The organism is Pseudomonas corrugata (assembly GCF_050920615.1).
In the GTDB taxonomy this organism is placed as follows: Bacteria; Pseudomonadota; Gammaproteobacteria; order Pseudomonadales; family Pseudomonadaceae; genus Aquipseudomonas; species Aquipseudomonas corrugata.
In genome coordinates this window covers 3904905-3925865 of record NZ_CP130434.1, presented here as the reverse complement: position 1 = coordinate 3925865, position 20961 = coordinate 3904905, and the positions used below count along the sequence as shown (strand labels likewise).

Annotated in this window: 23 protein-coding genes; 9 read left to right on the top strand and 14 right to left on the bottom strand. The window is 62.9% G+C overall.

Annotation, left to right across the window (positions count from 1 at the left end; genetic code table 11):
- Positions 1-5: 5 nt before the first annotated feature.
- The 11 genes from QZH45_RS17540 to QZH45_RS17490 all read right to left on the bottom strand — a co-directional run bounded on the left by QZH45_RS17540 (position 6) and on the right by QZH45_RS17490 (position 9394).
- A complete protein-coding gene (locus QZH45_RS17540; protein ID WP_055135360.1) occupies positions 6-1502 on the bottom strand; it encodes a nitrite reductase in 1497 nt (498 codons plus the stop codon).
- On the bottom strand, positions 1499-2338 hold the full coding sequence (cobA, locus tag QZH45_RS17535; RefSeq protein ID WP_055135361.1) for a uroporphyrinogen-III C-methyltransferase: 840 nt from the start codon (positions 2336-2338) through the stop codon (positions 1499-1501). Before cobA ends, QZH45_RS17540 begins: the two co-directional genes overlap by 4 nt.
- Positions 2339-2363: 25 nt before the next feature.
- The gene (gene nirJ / locus QZH45_RS17530; protein ID WP_055135362.1) at positions 2364-3545 is read right to left on the bottom strand and encodes a heme d1 biosynthesis radical SAM protein NirJ; all 1182 of its coding nucleotides are present in this window, start codon (positions 3543-3545) and stop codon (positions 2364-2366) included.
- 152 nt (positions 3546-3697) lie between these two features.
- Positions 3698-4231, bottom strand: coding sequence for a siroheme decarboxylase subunit beta (ahbB, locus tag QZH45_RS17525; protein WP_055135363.1), 534 nt, complete (start codon positions 4229-4231; stop codon positions 3698-3700).
- Positions 4206-4649, bottom strand: coding sequence for an Lrp/AsnC family transcriptional regulator (locus QZH45_RS17520; RefSeq protein WP_024779131.1), 444 nt, complete (start codon positions 4647-4649; stop codon positions 4206-4208). Before QZH45_RS17520 ends, ahbB (QZH45_RS17525) begins: the two co-directional genes overlap by 26 nt.
- On the bottom strand, positions 4642-5154 hold the full coding sequence (ahbB, locus tag QZH45_RS17515; RefSeq protein WP_024779132.1) for a siroheme decarboxylase subunit beta: 513 nt from the start codon (positions 5152-5154) through the stop codon (positions 4642-4644). Before ahbB (QZH45_RS17515) ends, QZH45_RS17520 begins: the two co-directional genes overlap by 8 nt.
- On the bottom strand, positions 5151-5609 hold the full coding sequence (locus QZH45_RS17510) for an Lrp/AsnC family transcriptional regulator (RefSeq protein WP_053191191.1): 459 nt from the start codon (positions 5607-5609) through the stop codon (positions 5151-5153). Before QZH45_RS17510 ends, ahbB (QZH45_RS17515) begins: the two co-directional genes overlap by 4 nt.
- A 2-nt stretch (positions 5610-5611) precedes the next feature.
- Positions 5612-6790 carry a cytochrome D1 domain-containing protein gene (locus QZH45_RS17505; protein ID WP_055136161.1) on the bottom strand — a complete coding sequence of 393 codons (1179 nt, stop codon included), beginning with the start codon at positions 6788-6790 and terminating at the stop codon, positions 5612-5614.
- Entirely contained in the window at positions 6787-7116 is a 330-nt protein-coding gene (locus QZH45_RS17500) for a c-type cytochrome (RefSeq protein ID WP_024779135.1), read from the bottom strand. The genes QZH45_RS17505 and QZH45_RS17500 overlap by 4 nt, the downstream gene beginning before the upstream one ends.
- A gap of 262 nt (positions 7117-7378) precedes the next feature.
- Complete coding sequence (locus QZH45_RS17495) at positions 7379-7690, bottom strand: c-type cytochrome (protein WP_024779136.1); 312 nt, start codon at positions 7688-7690, stop codon at positions 7379-7381.
- 24 nt (positions 7691-7714) lie between these two features.
- Complete coding sequence (locus tag QZH45_RS17490) at positions 7715-9394, bottom strand: cytochrome D1 domain-containing protein (RefSeq protein ID WP_055136160.1); 1680 nt, start codon at positions 9392-9394, stop codon at positions 7715-7717.
- Between the two features lie 198 nt (positions 9395-9592).
- Here QZH45_RS17490 and QZH45_RS17485 point away from each other — a divergent pair, with 198 nt between their 5' ends.
- From QZH45_RS17485 to QZH45_RS17460, 6 genes are all read left to right on the top strand, one after another.
- A complete protein-coding gene (locus tag QZH45_RS17485) occupies positions 9593-10396 on the top strand; it encodes a CbbQ/NirQ/NorQ/GpvN family protein (protein ID WP_055136159.1) in 804 nt (267 codons plus the stop codon).
- Positions 10380-10964 (top strand): cytochrome c oxidase subunit 3 family protein, encoded by a 585-nt coding sequence (locus tag QZH45_RS17480; RefSeq protein ID WP_024779139.1) that lies wholly within the window; start codon positions 10380-10382, stop codon positions 10962-10964. The genes QZH45_RS17485 and QZH45_RS17480 overlap by 17 nt, the downstream gene beginning before the upstream one ends.
- A 12-nt stretch (positions 10965-10976) precedes the next feature.
- Entirely contained in the window at positions 10977-11234 is a 258-nt protein-coding gene (locus QZH45_RS17475) for a cytochrome C oxidase subunit IV family protein (RefSeq protein ID WP_024779140.1), read from the top strand.
- 236 nt (positions 11235-11470) lie between these two features.
- Complete coding sequence (locus QZH45_RS17470; RefSeq protein WP_053191199.1) at positions 11471-11911, top strand: c-type cytochrome; 441 nt, start codon at positions 11471-11473, stop codon at positions 11909-11911.
- Positions 11912-11914: 3 nt separating this feature from the next.
- Positions 11915-13342 carry a cbb3-type cytochrome c oxidase subunit I gene (locus QZH45_RS17465; RefSeq protein ID WP_069018257.1) on the top strand — a complete coding sequence of 476 codons (1428 nt, stop codon included), beginning with the start codon at positions 11915-11917 and terminating at the stop codon, positions 13340-13342.
- Between the two features lie 77 nt (positions 13343-13419).
- Complete coding sequence (locus tag QZH45_RS17460; RefSeq protein ID WP_055135874.1) at positions 13420-15258, top strand: nitric oxide reductase activation protein NorD; 1839 nt, start codon at positions 13420-13422, stop codon at positions 15256-15258.
- A gap of 11 nt (positions 15259-15269) precedes the next feature.
- On the opposite strand, the gene QZH45_RS17455 is transcribed toward QZH45_RS17460, so the two are convergent.
- Positions 15270-15470: a hypothetical protein gene (locus tag QZH45_RS17455; protein WP_024779144.1), complete on the bottom strand. Its 201-nt coding sequence runs from the start codon at positions 15468-15470 to the stop codon at positions 15270-15272.
- Positions 15467-16150: a Crp/Fnr family transcriptional regulator gene (locus QZH45_RS17450; RefSeq protein WP_024779145.1), complete on the bottom strand. Its 684-nt coding sequence runs from the start codon at positions 16148-16150 to the stop codon at positions 15467-15469. Before QZH45_RS17450 ends, QZH45_RS17455 begins: the two co-directional genes overlap by 4 nt.
- A gap of 573 nt (positions 16151-16723) precedes the next feature.
- Between QZH45_RS17450 and QZH45_RS17445 the strand changes: the two genes are divergently transcribed.
- Both QZH45_RS17445 and QZH45_RS17440 read left to right on the top strand, forming a co-directional pair.
- Positions 16724-17914, top strand: a complete 1191-nt coding sequence (locus QZH45_RS17445) for an NnrS family protein (RefSeq protein WP_055135873.1) — start codon at positions 16724-16726, stop codon at positions 17912-17914.
- A 22-nt stretch (positions 17915-17936) separates the two neighbouring features.
- Positions 17937-18377 (top strand): membrane protein, encoded by a 441-nt coding sequence (locus QZH45_RS17440; RefSeq protein WP_033034595.1) that lies wholly within the window; start codon positions 17937-17939, stop codon positions 18375-18377.
- A 127-nt stretch (positions 18378-18504) separates the two neighbouring features.
- On the opposite strand, the gene ytfE is transcribed toward QZH45_RS17440, so the two are convergent.
- Positions 18505-19182 (bottom strand): iron-sulfur cluster repair protein YtfE, encoded by a 678-nt coding sequence (gene ytfE / locus QZH45_RS17435; protein WP_024779148.1) that lies wholly within the window; start codon positions 19180-19182, stop codon positions 18505-18507.
- A gap of 160 nt (positions 19183-19342) precedes the next feature.
- On the opposite strand from ytfE, the gene norR reads away from it, so the two are divergent.
- On the top strand, positions 19343-20875 hold the full coding sequence (gene norR, locus QZH45_RS17430) for a nitric oxide reductase transcriptional regulator NorR (protein WP_024779149.1): 1533 nt from the start codon (positions 19343-19345) through the stop codon (positions 20873-20875).
- Positions 20876-20961: the final 86 nt, after the last annotated feature.

Sequence of the window (20961 nt, the reverse complement as noted above, 5' to 3'; positions counted from 1 at the left end):
ACTGTTCAGTGGGATGTACCTTCGACAAACTCGATCTTGTTGCCGACGTTGTACTTGCCCGATGGTTTGTTCATGGGCAGGCGTTTGATTTCCTCGAGTGTGTTGCTGTCATACACGATCAGTGCACCGTCCGTGTCCCAGATGCTCAGCAGCAGATGACGGCCGTCACGGGTGAACTCGACATGGGCGGCGGTCTTGCCGGGCATGGGCCGCAGGGTGTGGGCGATTTCCAGGGTCTGTTTGTCGATCAGGTGAATGGCATCGTTGCCCTGGGCAAAGAACACATCGGTCCAGGCGTAGCGGGAATTGACATGGCTGCGCAGGAAGAAGCCCGGCCCGAGGGTCGGTATCTGCTTGATGACCTTCCAGGTGCCGAGGTCGATTACCGATACCAGTCCCTTGCTGATGTTGGGGGTCGCGAACAGCCAGCGCCCGTCGCGTTTCCAATAAGTGCCCGAGCCCAGATGAGGCATCCCCGGCAAGGCGATGTCGGTCACCACGCGGCCAGTGTCCAGGTCGATCACCTGTCCGCCCTGGGCCTGGCGGGAAGTGGCAAGCAACTGGCGGTAATCGGGCGAGAAGGAAAAATCATCCAGTTGGTCCTGGACCGCGATACGCCTCGGTACGAAGTCCGGCTCGGGACCGGTGGACAGCTCCCAGACTTCCTTCACATCCTTCAAGGCGACGATGAAACTGTTGCGCGGCGGGGCGGTGTAGACCGCGCTGACCCGCGAGGCCTGGCCATCGCGACCCACGGTGTCGATCATCTTCACCAGCGACAGATCCCGGGCATCCAGCACCGCGAGATTGCCGGGCAGGTAGTTGCCAACCAGCACCCAGCGACCATCCTTGCTCACCGCCAGGTTGCGGGTATTGAGCCCGGCGCGCACCTCGGCGATCAACTTGAGGTTGTGCAAGTCATAGAGGCTGATCCAGCCGTCCCGGGACGCCAGGTAGACGAAGCGCCCGTCAGGCGAAAATTTCGGCCCGCCATGCACGGCAAAATGCGAGGCGAAGCGGGCCAGCACCTCGAAGCGATCGCCATCGACGATGTCGACATGATGGTCACCGGCTTCCACCACCACGAACAGGTTCAACGGGTCGGCGTTGTGCTGGGGTTTATCGGGCAGGCTGGCGACATCCGCCAACACGTGGTGACTGTGGCGGATGTCGTCTTCGCTCCAGGTCGGTTCGACGGCGAGCGGACGCTGGAGATATAGCGTCAGGCCGTCGATCCGCGCAGGCTCGAGCACCGCGCCGAACGCCGCCATCTGGCTGGCCGGGCGACCGTTTTCGATCACCTGGCGGATTTCGTCAGGTTTGATCCGGCTCAGGCTCTGGGGCAACAGCGCGGGTCCGGCACCGCCGATGCGATTGACGCCGTGACACTGTTGGCAGTGCTGCTGGTAATCGCGCTCGGCCTGTTCCACGTCTGGCCCGCCGGTCACGCTGCCGTGGGCCGCGCCGACCCACATCAACGGCATCAACCACCAGCGCTTCATGGCGCCACCTTAGCTAGCCGAGGACGGGCGGGTATTGGCAACAGGCGCGCCGGATGATGCAGCGGTTGGTGGGCGAACAGCCCGACCACCTGACCGATCACCGTCAGGGTCGGCAGGCCTTCGGCGCAGCTCTTTGCCATCTCCGGCAGTTGTGCGAGGGTGCCGCGCAACACCTGCTGGTCAGGGCGGGTGCCATTGCTGACCAATGCCGCCGGGGTGTCGGCCGCCAGGCCTGCCTCCATCAGCCGCGCGGCGATGGTGCTCAGGTTCGACAGCCCCATGTAGAACACCAGGGTCTGGCTTGCATCCGCCAGGCTTTGCCATGGCAGGTTCAGATCGCCTTCACGCTGCAAATGGCCGGTGATGAAGCGACAGGAGTTGACCAGGTCGCGATGGGTCAAGGGGATGCCGGCGTAGGCACTGCAACCGGCCGCGGCGGTGATGCCGGGTACCACCTGGCAATCGACGCCTCGGGCCAGCAGGTATTCCAGCTCCTCCGCGCCACGGCCGAAAATGAACGGATCGCCACCCTTGAGCCGGACCACCCGTTGGCCCTGGTCGGCGAGATCGGCGAGTAGTTCGTTGATCTGCGGTTGGGGCAGGCTGTGGCAGCCGGCAGCCTTGCCGACGTAATGCCGGGCGCACGGTAATGGGATCAGGCTCAGCAATTGCGGGCTGATCAGGCGGTCGTAGACCACCGCATCGGCCTGCGTCAACAGGCTCCAGGCACGCAGCGTCAGTAAACCGGGGTCACCGGGGCCGGCGCCGACCAGGGCGACTTCGCCCGGCCTGAAGGGAGATTGCAGCGCAGCGGGTAAAGCGAGGGGGGCGAGCATGAGATTTCCTTGATTCGAACTCAGGTTATTGGGTGCAAGGCATCGCCACGCTTGGGATCGCGTCCAGGCCAATTTCCTCGTCGCTGAGATGGCAGCCGGGGTCCTGGCCCCACAGGTCGCCATCGGCCCAGGCACGGGTGCGGGTGTTGCCGTTGCAGATCGCCAGCCAGCGGCATTGTCCGCAGCGACCGCTGACGGCTCGCGGATGCTCGCGCAGTTTCAGCAGTAGCGCTTCGGGGCGGTCCAGCCAGAGGGTCTTGAACGGCGTCTGGCGGACATTGCCTACCGAGTGCTGCCACCAGTAGGTGTCGGGGTGGACCTCGCCAGTGTTGTCGATATTGGCGATGCCGCTGCCAGAGGCATTGCCGCCCCAGGCTCGCAGCATCTGTTCCAGTTCGACATAACGATGGGGCTGACGATGGGCGATCCATTGCAGCAGCAGGATTGCATCGGCGTCGTTGTTGCCGCTGACGAAGTCACTTTCGCGGCCCTGTTCGATGTCGCTCCAGGCACGCTCGAAGATCATCGTCATGGCCTCGCGACTCATCTGTTGATGGGCGTCGAGCTTGCGGCTGCGCTTGCCCCTTCCGCTGTAATTGAGGTGCGACAGATAGAATTTCTGCACGTCGTACTCATTCATCAGGTCCAGAAGCCGGGGTAGCTGGGCATGGTTCTGTTGGGTCAGGGTGGTACGCAGTCCGACCCGGATCCCTTGCTCACGACAGAGCTGGATGGCCGCCATGGAGCGGGTGAAGCTGCCCTTGAGCTGGCGGAAGGCATCATGGGTTGCCTCCAGGCCATCGATGCTGATGCCGACGTAGTCGAAGTTCGCTGCCCGGATTTGCTCGATATTGCTCGGATCGATCAGCGTGCCGTTCGTGGACAGGGCGAGAAAAAAGCCTTTGTCACGAGCATGGGCGCTGAGCTGGAACAGGTCCTCGCGCAGCAGCGGCTCTCCACCGGACAGGATCAGTATGCGTACGCCGGCGTCATGCAGATCGTCGATGACTTTGAGCGCGGCCGCAGTGTCCAGCTCATCGCGAAACACGCTGTCGGCCGAAGTGGCATAACAGTGCTTGCAGGTCAGGTTGCAGCGCCTGAGCAGGTTCCAGATCACCACCGGCGCCCGGCTGCTGCCCGCAGGTGCGATGCGTGGAGGGGGGCACTGGCCGGCCAGGGCACGAAGGTAGTGGCTGATCCTCAACATGGTCGCTCCTTCCGATACACGAGTTCTCGATCTATGGGCTCAGTGCACAAACCTGTAGGAGCAAAGCTTGCTCGCGATAGCGGTGGAACAGCCAATAGCGATCGACTGACTTGCCCCAATCGCGAGCAAGCTTTGCTCCTACAGGTCGTGGTTCAACTGACTGGCATCAGGCGCAGGCCGGTTTTCTTCAGGATTCGGCTGCTCACCAGCATGTCGTCGGCGGCGCAGGCGTCTCCCAGCAGGTAGCGCAAGTGGTCGCGGTAGGTGTCGATTTGCGCACGGCTGCGGCCGTGGACCATGGCGAACAGGTTGTAGCGCCAGCCAGGCCTGCGCGGGCGCCGGTAGCAGTGGCTGACGAAGGACTGCGCGCCCAGCAGCGAACCCAGGCGCGGCATGTCGGCGTCAGCGACGTCCCAGACCGTCATGCCGTTGTGGCGATAGCCCAGCCGGTAGTGGTTGGGAACGGCGGCGATGCGGCGGATGGCACCTTCGGCTTGCAGACGTTTGAGCAGGTCGAGGGTGGATTCCACACTCAGCTCCAGTTGTTCCGCGAGCCAGGCCCACGGGTCTTCCAGCAGTGGCAGGCCTTCCTGGGTCAGTTCGACCAGTCGTCGCGCCAGAGACGTTTCATTCAACCGCGGTGGCGCTTGCAGCGATGGTTCAGACGGGGAAATACAGGCCGACATGGTAAGTCTCCTCCTTGGGCAGGTTCAGCGGCACCAGGCCGGTCAGGCGCTCGATGCGCAGCAGGCTGTCGTTGATGGCCTGTTCACTGGCACAGGCCAACACGAACCACATGTTCAGGTGATGTTCGCGACGGTAGTTGTGGGCCACCTCGGGCATCGCCGCGAGCAGCTCGGCGACGGTCTCGAAACGAACCTCGGGCACTGCCAGTGCCGCCAGGGTGAACGCGCCGCCCAGACGGTCGACATCGAACATCGGGCCGAAACGGGTGAGCATGCCGTCGTTGAGCAATTCGTGCAGCCGGTCGAGCAGTTCTGCGCTGCTGCTGTCCAGCTCAAGGGCCAATGCCTGCCAGGGCTGGCGGACCAGCGGCAGGCCCAGTTGCAGGCGATTGATCAGGCGTCGGTCCAGGTCATCCATCGAGACGGGCTCCTGCCGGCGGGGTGAAGCGTGCGCCGCACTGCTTGAACAGGTGGGTGCTGAACAGCAACTGGTGGGGCAGGTCGTCCAGCAGATGCTCGGCCAGCAATGCCTGGACCTGGGCCTCGACGCGGTCACGCTGGCGACCGTGGATCATGCAGAACAGGTTGTACTGCCACTGGGGCAGGCGCCGCGGCCGTTGGTAGCACAGGTTGATTCCCGGGGCTTTGCCGAGGCGGCGACCAACCTCATCGACCAAGGCGTCCGGCACATCCAGCACCAGCATGGCGTTGGCGGCGAAGCCCAAGGCTCGGTGGTTGACCACCAGGCCTACCCGACGGAAAAGGCCTTGTTCTTGCCATTGGCGTATCTGGTTGAGCACGTGTTGTTCGCTGGCGTCGATCTGCTCGGCCAGGGTCTGGAAGGGACGCGAGGTCAGGGGCAGACCGCTCTCCAGGAGACGGCGCAACGCCAACGACTGTTGTTCGCTCAGGGGCTTGTTCATAGGGTGGTCTCCAAGGCAAAACCCAGGTTGATGCGATAGGCTGTGAGCATGGGCAGGTCCAGCGGCGTCAGGCCGGTATCGTTCTCCAGCTCCCGAAGAATGTTTTCCAAGTGGGCGCGGTCGGGGCCGGTGAGGACGAACCACAGGTTGTAGCGATGTTCTCGGGCATAGTTGTGATTGACCTCCGGATACTGGCTGACGCGGGCGGCTACCTGCTGCAAGCGGTCCTCGGGCACGGCGAGGGCCGCCAGGGTGCTGGCACCGGCCCGGGTGTGTTCGAACACCGGGCCGACCCGGTACACGGTGCCGGCCACTTGCAGGTGTTGCAGACAGTCAAGGACCTGGGCTTCGGTGCAACCGAGGGCATAGGCCATTGCCCGATAGGGCTCGGCGCACAGCGGCAGGCCGTGCTGGAAACGATCGATCAGACGACGGGCCAGTGAATTCGCGATCATGCTCAGTACCCCGGTTTGTGCGCGCGGCTACTGAAGAAAATGCCACTGGGGCTGAGGGCGGGCAGGGTGTCCAGGCGTTCGAGCCGGTAGGGATCCCAGACCTGGACCTCGTTGCCATCCCGAACCGATAGCCACACCTGGTCGCCCCGAGCGGTGAACTCCATGTGCAGCACCGCAGGCCCTGCCCGCAGATCAGCCACGATGGCGTGGGTCTGGGTGTCGATGACCTGGACCCGGTCGTTGTCCGGATAAGCGAAGTTGACCCACAGCTGCCGCCCGTCCGGGCGCGCCGTGACAAACACCGGCTGGCCAGCCACGGCGATAGCGTCGGTCTGCCGCCAGTCGCGAGCATCCATCACCAGCACCTGGTGATGGCCGACGGCGGGCACGAAGGCCTGTCGATCGGCCATGGCCCAGCCTTCCAGATGGGGCATCTTGTACACCGGGAGCCGGGCCTGGCCGCGTCCGTAATGTCCCAGTACGCGCTTCACACCGCGTTCCGGATGCCAAAGGTCGAGCTGTGCCATACCGTCCTCACCGAACAGGCCCGCCATGTAATAGCGGCCCTCGGGGGTAATCAACGCGTCATAGGGTTGTTGGCCGATGGTGGTGAAACGCTCGATGCGTGGTACCGGGCCCTGGCTGAAGTCGGCGGTCCAGATTTCGCCGGTATCGAACAGGCTGAACACGAAGCGCTGTCCCGGTGCATCCACCAGGCCGACCACCCGGGAGCGCTTGTCGCCGTCCGGCAACGCTGTGGCCGGAATGTCGGTGACCTGTTCCAGGGTCCGGGCATCGAACACCTTGACGCCGCCGGGTTCGTAGTTGGAGACGGCGATCAGCTTGCCGTCCTGGCTGATCGCACCGCCAATGCTGTTGCCACCCTGGAGGATGCGCCGCTCGATCCGCTTGGTCAGCAGATCGACCTTGCTCAAGCCGCCATCACGGCCGAACACATAGGCATAACGCTGGTCGCGGGAGAACACCACTGACGCGTGGGAGAGGTCGCCCAGCCCCTCGACGCGACCGAGGACGGTGTGGTTGTCGCTTTCGATGATCTGCACACTGCCGCTGGCGCGCTCCACCACCACGCCGAGGTCGCCGGTGCCGCGCAGTGGTGTCTGTGCGCAGGCCGACAGCAACAGTACGGCGGCTGTATATGACAGGAGGGAACGGATCATGGGGCGGTTTTTCCTTGCAGGAGTCGGTCCACCAACCAGCGAATGTCGTCAGGCCCGAGCAGCGGCGCCCAGCCGGGCATGGCACTGCCGGGGCGTCCTTGGGTGACGGTGGCGATGAGGTTGTCGCGGGGTTTTCCGGCCAGGGCGGCACGGGTCAGGGGCGGGCCGAGGCCGCCGGTCAGGTACAGGCCATGACAGGCGCCGCAGTCCTGGTCCAGAAGGTGTTGCAATTGGGCTTGGCGCTGGGGGCCGGGGGCAGCCAGCGCACAGGCAGAAAAGGTCAGGAGCAGGGCCGTCATACAGGTTGCAGCGCGATGTCGTTCCATGACGTCCTCCTGGATTGAAAGGGTGCGAGCAACAACGATTATCTGTGGCTAGGGGATTTATCTGTGGCTAAGGGATTGATTTGTGGCGAGGGGATTTATCCCCGCTGGGCTGCGAAGCAGCCCCACCAAAAAGCGGCACTCATCAGCCTGACACACTGCGATATCAGGTTTTGGGGCTGCTTCGCAGCCCAGCGGGGATAAATCCCCTCGCCACAGGTCCACTTGTCACAGATCCACTTGCTACAAAGTGTCTCTCGCAGGGTTATTTAAGGCTCAACACCCACGCCGCGAGGATCTTGGCTTCCTCTTCGGTCACCGGGTTGGCCGGCATCGGCATCGGTCCCCAGTTGCCTTGCGTACCTTCCTTGATGTGCTTGGCGAGCATTTCCTGTGCCCCGGGGACGTTGGCATTTTTCGCCGCGACGTCCTTGAAGGCCGGGCCTACCACCTTGGTGTCGATGGAGTGACAGGCCGAGCAGGGTTTGCTCTTGAACAGTGTCGGGCCGTCTTCGGCCAGCGCCGGTTGCATGCTGGAGACGGCGGTCAGTGCCAGCGCGATCAGAATAGGTCTCATGGTTTTTCCTCTTATTGATGGAGCTCAATAGATGTCATGTTGGGTGTTGTAGACGTTGAATTTTCCGGTCGGGGTGATCAGGCGCTTGTCCTTGATCACGTTCTTGACCTTGAGGGTCTTGTCGTCGATCACTACCAGCGCCGACTCGTCTTCCTGGCCACTCCAGACCGAAAACCAGACTTCGTCACCGGCCTTGTTGTATTCAGGCTGCACCACCCGCAAGGCGCCTTTCTTGATGCCTGCGTACTCGGCGATCGGCAGCACGGTGTAGCCGGCGTCGAGCTTGTCGATGTCGAATACCGCCACCGACTGACTGAGCTTGGCGTCGGGGCTCAAGGTGGTGTCGACATACAGATGGCGGGATTGCGGGTGAGTCTTTATGAACAGCGAACCGCCGCCCTGGCCCTGGAGCGAGCCGACCTGTTTCCAGGCATATTGCGGATGCTTGACCGGGTCGGTGCCGATCATCGACACCCCGGCATCGCCCAGGTGGCTGGTGGCCCAGACCGGCCCGTACAGCGGATGGTTGAAGTTGGCGCCGCGCCCGGGATGCGGAGTCTTGCCGACGTCCACCAGGGCGGTGAGCTTGCGCTCCTTGGAATCGATCACCGCTACCTTGTTGGAGTTGTTGGCCGCCGTCATGAAGTAGCGATGACTGCTGTCCCAACCGCCATCATGGAGGAATGGCGCGGCGTCGATGCTGGTGATGGTGAGGTTCTTGATGTCCTGGTAATTGACCAGCATCACCTTGCCGGTTTCCTTGACGTTGACGATGAACTCAGGCCATTCGTGAGAGGCGATGATGGCTGCCACACGTGGCTCGGGGTGGTACTGCTGGGTGTCGACAGTCATGCCGCGGGTCGAGACGATCCGCTTCGGCTCCAGGGTCTCGCCGTCCATGATGGTGAACTGCGGCGGCCAGTAGGAACCGGCGATGGTGTATTTGTCTTCGTAGCCCTTGAACTTGGAGGTTTCCACCGAGCGGGCTTCGATCCCCACCTTGATCTCCGCGACCTTGGTCGGTTCCTTCGGCCACAGGTCGATCATGTCGATTCTGGCGTCCCGGCCAATCACCAGCAGGTAGCGCCCCGACGCCGAGATTCGCGAGATGTGTACCGCATAACCGGTGTCGATCAGTTTGACGATCTTTTTGCTGTCACCGTCCACCAGGGCGATCTTGCCGTCGTCGCGCAGGGTCACCGAGAACAGGTTCTGCAGGTTGAGGCTGTTGAGCTGCCGGGTCGGCCGGTCCTCAGGCTTGACCAGCAGCTTCCAGGTCTTGAGGGTCTCGGCCATGCTCCACTCCGGTGGTGTCGGCGGGGTGTGCTGGATGAACTTGGCCATCGTTGTGATCTGGTCTTTGGTCAGCGCGTTGGAGGTGCCCCAGTTGGGCATGCCGGCGGCCGAGCCGTATGTGATCAGCGCTTCCAGGTAGGCCTGGCCGCGTGCCTGGGTGATGTCCGGGGTCAGCGGCTTGCCGGTGGCGCCCTTGCGCAGGACGCCGTGACAGCCGGCGCAGCGCTGGAAGTAGATTTGCTTGGCCGCATCGAAGTCGGCCTGGCTCAGATCCGGCGCGCCTTCGGTCTTGACCATGCGCGGTTGCTCCGGGGCGGCGGGTTGGTCGGCGAAGGCGTGGGGTACCGCCAGCGCCGTACATAGCGCCGTGACCCTCAGGACCCACGTTTTTTTGTGGCTGATCAGCATTCCATTTCTCCTCAGGCATGACCCGCGCTGCGCGCTAATGGATGTTCGGCGCGCAGGTTCCGGGTGCGGTGCAAGGCTATTCCCTGGCCAGTGATTACTCGCTTGACGTCGATCAAGTTTGCCCGCCGAGCGCCTTGCCAGGTTGTCGCAGGGCCCCGTAGCGTGGCCGGCAATTGCATTGTTCGAGCAGGTCACGCCATGAACCCAAGCCATGTCTCCGCACATCTGGACGAGCCCTTCTATCAACCCCAGGACAACGAGCCGGCGCTGTTCGAGCAGGCCTGGCGTCACGGCATGCCGGTGCTGATCAAAGGCCCGACGGGCTGCGGCAAAACCCGTTTCGTCCAGCACATGGCGCACCGCCTGAAGCTGCCGCTCTACACTGTGGCGTGCCACGATGACCTGAGCGCCGCCGACCTGGTGGGCCGCCACCTGATCGGCGCGCAGGGCACCTGGTGGCAGGATGGGCCATTGACCCGGGCGGTGCGCGAGGGCGGCATCTGCTATCTGGACGAAGTGGTCGAGGCGCGCCAGGACACGGCGGTCGTGCTGCACCCACTGGCCGACGATCGCCGGCAGTTGTATCTGGAACGCACCGGCGAGGTGCTCCAGGCACCGCCATCCTTCATGCTGGTGGTGTCTTACAACCCCGGTTACCAGAATCTGCTCAAGGGCATGAAGCCCAGCACTCGCCAGCGTTTCGTGGCGATGCGTTTCGGTTATCCGGCCGTGGCCGATGAAGTGCGTATCGTTGCCCGTGAGGCGGGCGTGAACCTGGACCTGGCCGCCCAGGTGGTGCGCCTGGGCCAGGCTCTGCGCCGGCTCGATCAGCATGACCTGGAGGAAGTCGCCTCGACTCGGCTGCTTATTTTCGCGGCGCGCATGATCGGCTCCGGCGTGGATCCGCGCCAGGCGTGCCTGGCGTGTCTGGCCGAGCCGTTGAGCGACGATCCGCAAACCGTCGCCGCATTGATGGATGTGGTCGATGTCCACTTCGGCTGAAACCACAGTCATGCCCCGGCGTTTGCCGGGGGATCTGGCAATGTGGTTTTTCATCCTCGCCGAGCTCTCGGTGTTCGCGCTGCTGATGCTGGCCTTCATCGTCGCCCAGGCGTTGTATCCGCAAATCTTCAGCGAAGGCCGGCAGTTGCTGGAGCGCTCCACGGGGCTGGCGATGACTCTAAGCCTGCTGACCGCCGGGCTGTTCGCCGCGCTGGCCCTGGAGCAGGTCAAGCTGGATCAACCGCGCCGGGGTGCGTTGTTCTTGTGTGTGGCGTTGCTGTTTGCGTCGAGCTATGTGGGCATCAAGCTCACCGAATATGCCCATCTCTCGGCAAGCGGCCTGGGTCTGGAGCACAACACCTTCTTCACTCTGTACTGGATTCTTACCGCGTTCCATTTCCTGCACGTGCTGCTCGGCATGGTGATCCTCGGCTGGCTGGCCGATGGCTGTCGGCGACGGCGCTATGGATCCCGGCAGTACAGTGGCCTTGAGTCCGGCGTGTTGTATTGGCACATGGTGGACCTGGTGTGGGTGCTGCTGTTTCCACTGGTCTACATCCTGGATTGAGCTGAGGCGCTCGTGTCGAATTCCCTTGTTCTGATTCTTTGCTGGATGGCACTGGCCGTGCTGAGCGGCGGCACCGTTGCCCTGGGCCAGGTCACCGGTTCCGCTGTCGTATCCGTCGCCCTGCTCAGCGTGGCGGTCACCAAGGCCTGGCTGATCGCCGACGGCTTCATGGAGCTGCGCCATGCGCCGCGATTGTGGCGGCGGCTGGTGTTGAGTTGGGCGGTGGTGTTGGCAACCGTTATAGGGATCGTCATCTCTTTCACGAGCTGATCGTTCCCACGCTCTGCGTGGGAATGCATCCCGTGACGCTCTGCGTCACCTTCCAAAAGCGGAACGCGGAGCGTCCCTGACGGCGTTCCCACGCAGGAGCGTGGGAACGATCAAAACGATTAAGCTCATCTACCCGGAACAACCCACTAAAACCATCGGAGATTCTTGATCGCCATCAAGCGGTTCCAGACCCCTCGCTTCCTAGAATGGACACGCCAAGCAATGAGGAAGTGACCATGTCAGATACCTTCACCAAAGGCATGGCCAGGAATATTTACTTCGGGGGAAGCGTGTTCTTTTTCCTGATATTCCTGGCTCTGACCTACCACACGGAACAGACCTTTCCGGAGCGCAGCAACCAGGCGCAACTGACCGAATCGGTGATACGCGGCAAGGGCGTCTGGGAGCGCAACAACTGCATCGGCTGCCACACGCTGCTGGGCGAGGGGGCATATTTTGCGCCGGAGCTGGGCAACGTGATCAACCGCCGTGGCGGCGAGGAAGCCTTCAAGCCGTTCCTGCAGGCCTGGATGAAAATGCAGCCCCTGGGGGTACCCGGACGCCGGGCCATGCCGCAGTTCCACCTGAGCGAGCAGGAGGTCGACGACATCGCCGAGTTCCTCAAGTGGAGTTCGAAGATCAATACCAATGGCTGGCCGCCAAACAAGGAGGGCTGAGAGATGAGCATGGCTAATCCGCATCTGAAATTCGCCTCGCAGGCCGTTGCCAAGCCCTATTTCGTGTTTGCCCTGATGCTGTTCCTGGGGCAGGTGTTATTCGGTTTGATCATGGGGCTGCAATACGTGGTCGGCGACTTCCTGTTCCCGCTGATCCCTTTCAACGTGGCCCGCATGGTCCACACCAACCTGCTGATTGTCTGGCTGCTGTTCGGCTTCATGGGCGCGGCGTACTACCTGATACCGGAGGAGGCCGACCGCGAGTTGCACAGCCCGATGCTGGCGCGGGTGCTGTTCTGGGTATTCGCCGCGGCCGGGGTACTGACCATCCTGGGTTATCTCTCGGTGCCTTACGCCACCTTGGCCAGGATCACCGGCAACGACCTGCTGCCAACCATGGGGCGCGAGTTCCTGGAGCAGCCGACCATTACCAAGATGGGCATCGTGGTGGTGTGCCTGGGGTTTCTCTACAACATCGGCATGACTCTGCTCAAAGGGCGCAAGACCACCGTCAGCATGGTGATGATGACTGGCCTGATAGGTCTGGCGGTGTTCTTCCTGTTTTCCTTCTACAACCCGGAAAACCTGGCCCGTGACAAATTCTACTGGTGGTGGGTGGTGCACCTGTGGGTCGAAGGCGTCTGGGAACTGATCATGGGCGCGATGCTGGCCTTCGTGCTGATCAAGGTCACCGGCGTGGACCGGGAAGTGGTGGAGAAATGGCTCTACGTGATCATCGCCATGGCCTTGATCACCGGCATCATCGGTACCGGTCACCACTTCTTCTGGATCGGCGCACCCGAGGTCTGGTTGTGGGTGGGTTCGATCTTCTCGGCGATGGAGCCGCTGCCGTTCCTGGCGATGGTGATCTTCGCGTTCAGCATGGTGAGAAACCGCCGCCGGCAGCACCCGAACCGCGCCGCCACCTTGTGGGCCAAGGGCACCACCGTCACCGCGTTCTTCGGCGCGGGTGTGTGGGGTTTCCTGCATACCCTGGCACCGGTCAACTACTACACCCATGGTTCGCAGCTGACGGCGGCCCACGGTCACCTGGCTTTCTACGGGGCCTACGCGATGATCGTGATGACATTGATCAGCTACGCCATGCCACGTTTGCGCGGTTTGGGCGAGGCGGCGGACGAGCGCTCCCAGCGCCTGGAAATATGGGGCTTCTGGCTGATGACCTTGTCGATGGTGATGATCACCTTGTTCCTCACCGCGGCCGGTGTTGTCCAGATGTGGTTGCAACGCTGGGCGACGGATGGCAGTGCGTTGCCGTTCATGGCCACGACCGATCACTTGCGTCCACTGTTCTGGGCACGGCTGGTCAGCGGCGTTGGCTTCCTGCTGGGATTGCTCTGCTATCTGTTGAGCTTCAGGCAGCGCGGGCGTGCGGCTCAACGCATTCCGGCAGTGGCGGTGTCGTCGTGAGTGATCACAACAACTGAAGCCGACCCATGATTTGTGGCGAGAGGATAAATCCCCTCGCCACAAAGAGGAGGACAACCATGGCATTCACCCTTGAGCTGGAAGAGTGGGTCGGCAGTGTCTGGCACCGCTTCATCACCCGGCGTGCCAGTGCCGACTTTCCCGAAGCCCGGGTCGAGCTGAGTCATCGGCAACGATCCCTGCAGGTGCTGTTTCACGCCACCGGCGGCGCTCGGCACCAGGGTGTGGAGGCGGTCAGTGATCGCGACCTGCTGTTGCGCCGCAACCTGCTCCAGCAGATCGCCGGCACCTGCAAACAAATGCCCCTGGCCTGGTGCGATGCTGACCATCTGCGTCTGCCCGCGAGCCTGGCGGCGTTTCCCGATACCGGGTTGAACGAGGAGCTGTATCGCTGGCTGGCCTTGCTGGCCGCGCAATCGGGACCGATGAAACACTGGGGACGGGACAATCAGCGTTGGACCCAAGCCGTGTTGCGGCGCTACCCGGCGCTGCGTCCACGCTATCGGCGGCTGGTGGAAGCGCACCTGTCCCTGCGTCCCGATCCGGCGTCGCTGAACCCGGACGAAGCCTTGTTGGAACGTGCCCTTTGCCAGGCCCTGCGTGACCCCGGCAGTGTCGAGCATTTTCCACGCAGCGAACGGGCGGCCTGGCCGTTGCCGTTGTGGCTGTATCCACCCCGGCACCTGGGCAATCCCCAGGCCGCCGACCTTGAGGAATCCGAGCAATACCTGGCGACCCCGCCGGGTGAGCAGCAGGGTGGACGCAAACGCGCCGAGCGGATCGACGAAACCACCCGTGACGGTGGGCTGCTGATCGTTCGCCTGGAGAATCTGTTCAGTTGGACCGAGCACGTGGATCTGGATCGCTGGTCCGATGACAGCGAGGACCCGGACGCGGCGCGGGTCGCCGAAGACCTGGACCAGTTGACCCTGTCACGTACCCGGTTGCGCAAGGGCGGCGGGTTGAAACTGCACCTGGATCTGCCGCCGGCGGATGTGGACGACGTCCCGTTGGGCGAGGGCATCCTGCTGCCGGAATGGGACTATCGAAAGCGGCACCTGCAGGACGATTTCGTCAGCCTGCAGACCTTCATTCCCAGGGATTGCCAGCCCCAGCCCCTGCCGTCACGCCTGCGAACGCCGGCCCAGCGCTTGCGTCGCCAGTTCGAACATCTGCGCAACGACCGACAATGGTTGCGCCAGCAAACCCAGGGCTCGGAGTTGGACTTGCAGGCCTGGCTGGATTTCCATGTCGAGCGCCAGCACGGCCAATGCAGCGAACGCGGCCTGTTCATCGAGCAGCGCCAGACCCGCCGCGACCTGGCCTGCCTGTTGCTGGCCGATCTGTCGATGTCCACCGACGCCCACCTCAATGACGAGCATCGGGTGATTGATGTGATTCGCGACAGCTTGCTGCTGTTCGGTGAAACCCTGTCGGTACTGGGGGACGACTTCGCGCTGTACGGGTTCTCATCGTTGCGGCGCCATCACGTGCGGATGCATGAACTCAAGGCATTCAACCAGCGCTATGACGACCACACCCGTGGTCGTATCCAGGAACTCAAACCGGGCTATTACACGCGCATGGGGGCGGCGATCCGTCAAGCCACGCAACGGCTGGCGGGCTGCAAGCGGCGGCGCAAGCTGCTGTTGCTGCTCAGCGATGGCAAGCCCAACGACCTGGACCTCTACGAAGGACGCTACGGTGTGGAAGACACCCGCCAGGCCGTGCTGGAAGCGAGGCGCCAGGGATTGACGCCGTTTTGCATCACCATCGATCGCGAAGCGGGGGATTATCTGCCGTACATGTTCGGTGCCAACGGCTACACCTTGATCCGCCAGCCCGAACAACTGCCGCTGCGTCTGCCGCAGTTGTACCGACAACTGACCCAGGATTAGAACTTCAATCTTCAGAGCATGTCGCGGGGCAACCAGAAGAACATGACGATGCAGAAGATCGTCAGGCCGACACAAAACCAGGTGAAACGTCGCAACCGACGCTCCGTGGCCAGTGCAGTGCTGTCCGGCAGGGGCATGCCGCACTGGCGACATTCGGGTTCATTCGCCGGGCTGGCCTGTTGGCAATACAGGCAAGTAGCCTGGGCGCTCATTCGAACTGTTCCAGGCGCAGACGGTCGAGAATGGCGATCTGGCGGCCATCCTGGGTGATGATTTTTTCATCGATCAAGCGCCGGATAATCCGCGAGAAGGTTTCCGGCTGGATGGACAGGTGCCCGGCAATCAGCTGCTTGGCCATCGGCAGCTCGAACTGGCTGTCCACGGTCTGCAGGCGAACCAATTGCGTCAACAGGTAGCGCACCACGCGGTGGGTGGCGTTTTTCAGCGACAGGGTTTCGATCTCGTTGACCCGCTGGTGCAGGCGCACGCAGAGCTTGCCGAGCAAAGCAAAGGTCAGTCGGCTATTGCTTTGCAAAAGCCGCATGTAGGTGGCATTGGAGAGGCGATACAACTGGGTCGGGCCGACAGCATCGGCGGACGCGACGTAGTTGGGGGTGTCCATCAGCATCATGGCTTCGGCGAACGTCTGGCGCTCGCCAATCACCTCGAACACTTTCTCCTGGCCGTCCGGGGTCAGGCGATAGATTTTCACTGCTCCGGCAATCACGAAGTAAAACGCCTGTGCCGGTTCACCCTGGCGAAACAGCGGGTCGCCCTTGTCGATATTCAGCAGTTGGCTGGAACTCATCAGTTCGTTGAGCTGTTCGTCGTTGAGTGGTTCGAACAGATGATGACTGCGCAGAATCTGGTGATGGACGCGGTGGAGCACCATGGCGTGGATCCTTGTAGTAACGGGAAAATTGATGGAGATCAGACGAGGTTCAGGGACAGGCCGCTGGCCAGCGCCACGACGCAGGAGAGCAGGAAGAACCAGGTGAGCGGCAGGACGACATGTTTCATGGACGTTCTCGGCAAAGGGTTATGCCGTGCCTGAGCAAGAGCCGGGCCATGCTTGCGGCCCTTGTGCTTCGGCGGTTTCCATTGATCAGGGTCAAAACTACCTCGGCTTTACCGGGTAAAAATAACCACGAAACGGTCATAAATACCCTGGCGTCCTGTGGGAGCGAGCCTGCTCGCGATAGCGGTGTGTCAGCCGACTCGATGCCAATTGCCGGGCCGCTATCGCGAGCAGGCTCGCTCCCACAGGGGGAAGAGGGTTGTTCTTTAGAAGGGGGCACGCGCTTGGTGCGGTTTCGGCAAGCCCCTTGCAAGTCCCGGTTCGAGGCGGACTGCTGGTGGACTTGCTTGATCTGAGACAAGCCCCGTCAGCGCCGATCGCCGATCATTCGGATCTGATTGTCAATCTCGCCCATGGCCAGTCCCGGGAGAGGTTAAGGAGTGAAGTATGCAAGTGCTTGACCGTCGCAAGGCCATGGCCATCCTGCCGTTATGGCGCCTGGCGTTCCGGCCGTTTTTCCTCGCCGGCTGTGTGCTTGCGTTGTGTGTCGTACCGTTGTGGCTGACGGTGTTTACCGGGCGGTTGTCGGCCTGGCAACCGGCGGGTGGCTGGTTGGCTTGGCACCGTCATGAGCTGCTGTTCGGCTTCGGCCTGGCGATTATCGCCGGGTTCCTGCTGACGGCGGTGCAGACCTGGACGGGCTCTCCGGGGCTCAGCGGCAAGCGTCTGGCGGCGTTGGCACTGGTGTGGCTGGGGGCGCGGCTGGCCTGGTTGGTCGATGCCCCCTGGCCGTTGCTGGCGACATTGGAAATGGGGTTCGCCCTGGCAGTGGCCGCGTTGATGGGCGTTACGCTATGGCGCGTGCGGCAGAAGCGCAACTACCCGATTGTGCTGGTCTTGCTGTTTTTGGCTGCGGCCGATGGGTTGTCCGTGTACGGCCTGGTTCAACACGATGACGGCATGCAACGGCAAAGCGTGCTTACCGGCTTGTGGCTGGTGGCGGCGATGATGGGGTTGATCGGCGGACGAGTGATTCCGTTCTTTACCCAGCGTGGACTGGGTCGCGTCGAGGGCGTTGCGCCCTGGCCGTGGCTGGACCGATTGCTGTTGGGCGGCTCGGCCCTGGTGGCGCTGCTCTATGCCGGTGGGGTGGCGTTGTCGGCCAACGCCTGGACCGGCCTGTTGTTTGCCGCCCTGGCGACGGGGCATGGGATTCGATTGATCCGTTGGCATGATCGGGACTTGTGGCGGGTGCCGCTGCTGTGGTCGTTGCACTTGGCGTACGCCTGGCTGGCACTGGCGTGCCTGGGTATGGCGCTGTGGCATTTCGGCGCGCCGCTGAACCCGAGCCTGGCGGTGCACAGCCTGACCATCGGTGCCATGGCTGGGCTGATCCTGGCGATGATCGCCCGCGTCAGCCTCGGCCACACCGGGCGTCCGCTGGAGCCGCCGAAGGGCATGACCCTGGCGTTCATCCTGCTCAATCTCGCGTGTTTGAGTCGAGTGTTGCTGGTGCTGGTGTTGCCGTTGGGCGGTTTGTGGCTGGCGGGGCTGTGTTGGACATTGGCATTCGGGCTCTATGCTTGGCGTTATGGACCGATGCTCTGGCAGGCTCGGGTGGATGGGCATCCGGGATGACCCGAATGAACGGAGACGATCGATGATGTATGGGGTCTTGCTGGTCACGCATCTGTTGGCGGCCATTGCTTTCATCGGCACGCTGTTCTTCGAGGTCTGCATCTGGCACACCGCTCGCCGACCGTTGGCCCAAGGCACACGGGACGCCGCCGACCAGGCCATCGCTCAGCGCTCGCGTCACGTGCTGCATGGTGTGGTGCTGTTGCTATATGGTGCCGGCGTCGGCTTGGCGTGGCAGCATCGGGGGGCTTTGAGCCATCCACTGGACAGCAGCTTCGGACTGTTGCTGAGCCTGAAGATCCTGCTGGCCCTGAGCATCATCGGGCATTACCTGCTGCTGGCCTACTGGCTCAAGCGCGGTCGCCTGGGTCCGTCCCGGGCATGCTGGCTGCGGCGCAGCATCCTCGGGCATATGCTGGTGATCGTTGTGTTGGCGAAGGGGATGTTCTACTGGCAGTTCTGACTAAACGCGGGTAGTGGAGGATTCCTCTGTGGGAGCGAGCCTGCTCGCGATAGCGGTGGGTCAGTTGGCTCAGTGCTGACTGACCTTCCGCTATCGCGAGCAGGCTCGCTCCCACAGGGAATGGTGGCTAGTGGTTGGAAGGGCTCATCGCCTTGACGAACAACACGTTGTTCTCCAGGTGGATGTGTTGCATCAGGTCGTCACGTAGTTCTACCAGGCCGCGATACAGGGCGCGCCAGGTGTTGCAGGCGTCGGCGGGTGGGGTGATCTGGTCGGTCAGGGCGAGCATGGTTTCCAGGGCTTCGCCGTGCTGGTCGTGTTCGTAGCGCAGCACCTGGATCGGTGCCGAGGCCCGTTCGCCCAGGCCCTGTTGCAACATCGGGAACAGCACCTGTTCTTCCTTGAGCATATGGCCTTCGAGTTCCTGATACAGATCCTGGAGGTGATCGGCCAAGCCGTTCGGGCAACTGGCTCGGGCACCATGCACTTGTTCGACGCGGCGGGCCAGGCGGATCAGTTCCGGAAGTTGTTCGCGGTGGCGAGCGTGGTAGCGTTCCAGGATGTGGGCGATCAGCAGGGCCTGGGGTTCGTCGCGCCAGTCATGGCCCAGTTCTCCGGCGGCCTGCAGCGTCTTGAGGGCGTCGGCGATCAGCAGCGGGTTCAAGCCTTTGCCAAGCGCGGCTTCACGCAGGGTCTTTTGCCCGCCGCAACAGAAGTCGAGGCTGTAGTGATGGAAGGTACGGGTGGCACCGGGAATGTCGCAGGCCAATTGGCCCAGGCTTTGTTCCAGCAGTTCGAGGCTCATCATGTTTCCTTGGGTTGAATCCCGGTAGGGACAGATGATTCAGCTTTGCAGTCAGCATGCCATTTTTAACTGGCTGATATTGAACACATTTATTTTATAGCCGGGTGATTCCAACCCTGGCTGGAAAGGGTTAAACCAACCCTGGAGGGTCATCACTACCATGCTGCGTGAAAGCCTGGCCGCCGACCTGATCGTCGAGCTGCCCAATGCCGTGCGGTTGCAGCGTCTGGTGCAGACCCTGCGCGAATACTTCAACTGTGGTGCCGTGGGATTGCTGCGCCTGGACGATGACAGTCTCAGGCCCGTGGCGACCGTCGGCCTGGTCCATGAGGCGCTGGGCCGTCGCTTCGTGATTGCCCGGCATCCGCGCCTCGCGGCAATCATGGCATCGCGCGAGCCCACCTGGTTCGAGCCCGACAGCCGGTTACCGGACCCTTATGACGGCCTGCTCGATCACCACGTCGGCGAACCGCTGCCGGTACACGACTGCATGGGGGTGAGCCTGTATGTGGAAGGGCGCCTCTGGGGGGCGATCACCCTGGATGCGTTGCACGCCGGCACCTTCGACAGCCGTGCCCGCGAGGAACTCAAGCGTTGCACCCTGCAGATCGAGGCGGCGGTGCGGGTGACCCGGCTGGAGCAGGAGAACCGCAGTCTGCGGGCTTCGCGCAGCGATTCGCCGGGCCTGCACCTGCCCGTCGAAGAGGGCGAGATTCTCGGTCGCAGCGAGGGCCTGCAGCAGTTGCTCAACGAACTGGATGTACTGGCCGATTCCGAGCTCCCGGTGTTGCTGTTGGGGGAAACCGGGGTCGGCAAGGAACTGTTCGCCCGGCGCTTGCACAGGCTGTCCCGACGCGGCCACAAGCCGCTGATTCAGGTCAATTGCGCGGCGTTGCCGGAATCCCTGGCGGAAAGCGAGTTGTTCGGTCACGTCAAAGGTGCGTTTTCCGGGGCAACGACCGACCGCGCCGGGCGTTTCGACGCGGCCAATGGTGGCACGCTGTTTCTCGATGAGGTCGGCGAGTTGCCGCTCAGCGTGCAGGCCAAGTTGCTGCGCACGCTGCAAAACGGCGAGATCCAGCGCCTGGGCGCGGACAAGCCACTGCACGTCGATGTGCGGATCATCGCCGCCACCAACCGCCATCTGCCCGACAGCATTCGCGACGGGCTGTTTCGCGCTGACCTGTATCACCGGCTCTCGGTCTACCCGGTGCCGATTCCGCCGCTGCGCGAGCGCGGCCACGATGTGCTGATGCTGGCGGGGCATTTTCTCGAACTGAACCGCACGCGACTGGGCTTGCGCGGCTTGCGCCTGTCTCCTGCCGCCGAGCAGGCGCTGCTGGCGTATAGCTGGCCGGGCAACGTGCGGGAGCTGGAGCATGTGATCAGCCGTGCGGCACTGAAGGCGCTGAGCCGGGGCGCCAGTCGCAGCTTGATCATGACCTTGGAGCCGCAGGTGCTGGACCTTGACGTCAGTGCTGGCGCATCCAGCGCACGAGCCATGCTTGAGGAGCCTGCGGAATCGCTCGAGGCGCCGCTCCAGCCCTTGAGCGAGACCGTCGACGCGTGCCAGCGCCAGGCGATTCTCCAGGCCCTGGATCGCTGCGGCCAGAACTGGGCCGGCGCGGCGCGGCTGCTGGAGGTCGATCCGAGCAACCTGCATAAATTGGCGCGGCGGTTGGGGCTCAAGTAGGGCAGTGGACCGAGTTGCTGCCATCGCGAGCAGGATCGCTCCCACAGGTCCAGCGCAAATCCTGTGGGAGCGAGCCTGCTCGCGAT

Bases quoted from the DNA above. Each gene is read 5' to 3' on its own strand.
- QZH45_RS17540 (WP_055135360.1), bottom strand. From the start codon at position 1,502: ATGAAGCGCTGGTGGTTGATGCCGTTGATGTGGGTCGGCGCGGCCCAC.
- cobA (WP_055135361.1), bottom strand. From the start codon at position 2,338: ATGCTCGCCCCCCTCGCTTTACCCGCTGCGCTGCAATCTCCCTTCAGG.
- nirJ (WP_055135362.1), bottom strand. From the start codon at position 3,545: ATGTTGAGGATCAGCCACTACCTTCGTGCCCTGGCCGGCCAGTGCCCC.
- ahbB (WP_055135363.1), bottom strand. From the start codon at position 4,231: ATGTCGGCCTGTATTTCCCCGTCTGAACCATCGCTGCAAGCGCCACCG.
- QZH45_RS17520 (WP_024779131.1), bottom strand. From the start codon at position 4,649: ATGGATGACCTGGACCGACGCCTGATCAATCGCCTGCAACTGGGCCTG.
- ahbB (WP_024779132.1), bottom strand. From the start codon at position 5,154: ATGAACAAGCCCCTGAGCGAACAACAGTCGTTGGCGTTGCGCCGTCTC.
- QZH45_RS17510 (WP_053191191.1), bottom strand. From the start codon at position 5,609: ATGATCGCGAATTCACTGGCCCGTCGTCTGATCGATCGTTTCCAGCAC.
- QZH45_RS17505 (WP_055136161.1), bottom strand. From the start codon at position 6,790: ATGATCCGTTCCCTCCTGTCATATACAGCCGCCGTACTGTTGCTGTCG.
- QZH45_RS17500 (WP_024779135.1), bottom strand. From the start codon at position 7,116: ATGGAACGACATCGCGCTGCAACCTGTATGACGGCCCTGCTCCTGACC.
- QZH45_RS17495 (WP_024779136.1), bottom strand. From the start codon at position 7,690: ATGAGACCTATTCTGATCGCGCTGGCACTGACCGCCGTCTCCAGCATG.
- QZH45_RS17490 (WP_055136160.1), bottom strand. From the start codon at position 9,394: ATGCTGATCAGCCACAAAAAAACGTGGGTCCTGAGGGTCACGGCGCTA.
- QZH45_RS17485 (WP_055136159.1), top strand. From the start codon at position 9,593: ATGAACCCAAGCCATGTCTCCGCACATCTGGACGAGCCCTTCTATCAA.
- QZH45_RS17480 (WP_024779139.1), top strand. From the start codon at position 10,380: ATGTCCACTTCGGCTGAAACCACAGTCATGCCCCGGCGTTTGCCGGGG.
- QZH45_RS17470 (WP_053191199.1), top strand. From the start codon at position 11,471: ATGTCAGATACCTTCACCAAAGGCATGGCCAGGAATATTTACTTCGGG.
- QZH45_RS17465 (WP_069018257.1), top strand. From the start codon at position 11,915: ATGAGCATGGCTAATCCGCATCTGAAATTCGCCTCGCAGGCCGTTGCC.
- QZH45_RS17460 (WP_055135874.1), top strand. From the start codon at position 13,420: ATGGCATTCACCCTTGAGCTGGAAGAGTGGGTCGGCAGTGTCTGGCAC.
- QZH45_RS17455 (WP_024779144.1), bottom strand. From the start codon at position 15,470: ATGAGCGCCCAGGCTACTTGCCTGTATTGCCAACAGGCCAGCCCGGCG.
- QZH45_RS17450 (WP_024779145.1), bottom strand. From the start codon at position 16,150: ATGGTGCTCCACCGCGTCCATCACCAGATTCTGCGCAGTCATCATCTG.
- QZH45_RS17445 (WP_055135873.1), top strand. From the start codon at position 16,724: ATGCAAGTGCTTGACCGTCGCAAGGCCATGGCCATCCTGCCGTTATGG.
- QZH45_RS17440 (WP_033034595.1), top strand. From the start codon at position 17,937: ATGATGTATGGGGTCTTGCTGGTCACGCATCTGTTGGCGGCCATTGCT.
- ytfE (WP_024779148.1), bottom strand. From the start codon at position 19,182: ATGAGCCTCGAACTGCTGGAACAAAGCCTGGGCCAATTGGCCTGCGAC.
- norR (WP_024779149.1), top strand. From the start codon at position 19,343: ATGCTGCGTGAAAGCCTGGCCGCCGACCTGATCGTCGAGCTGCCCAAT.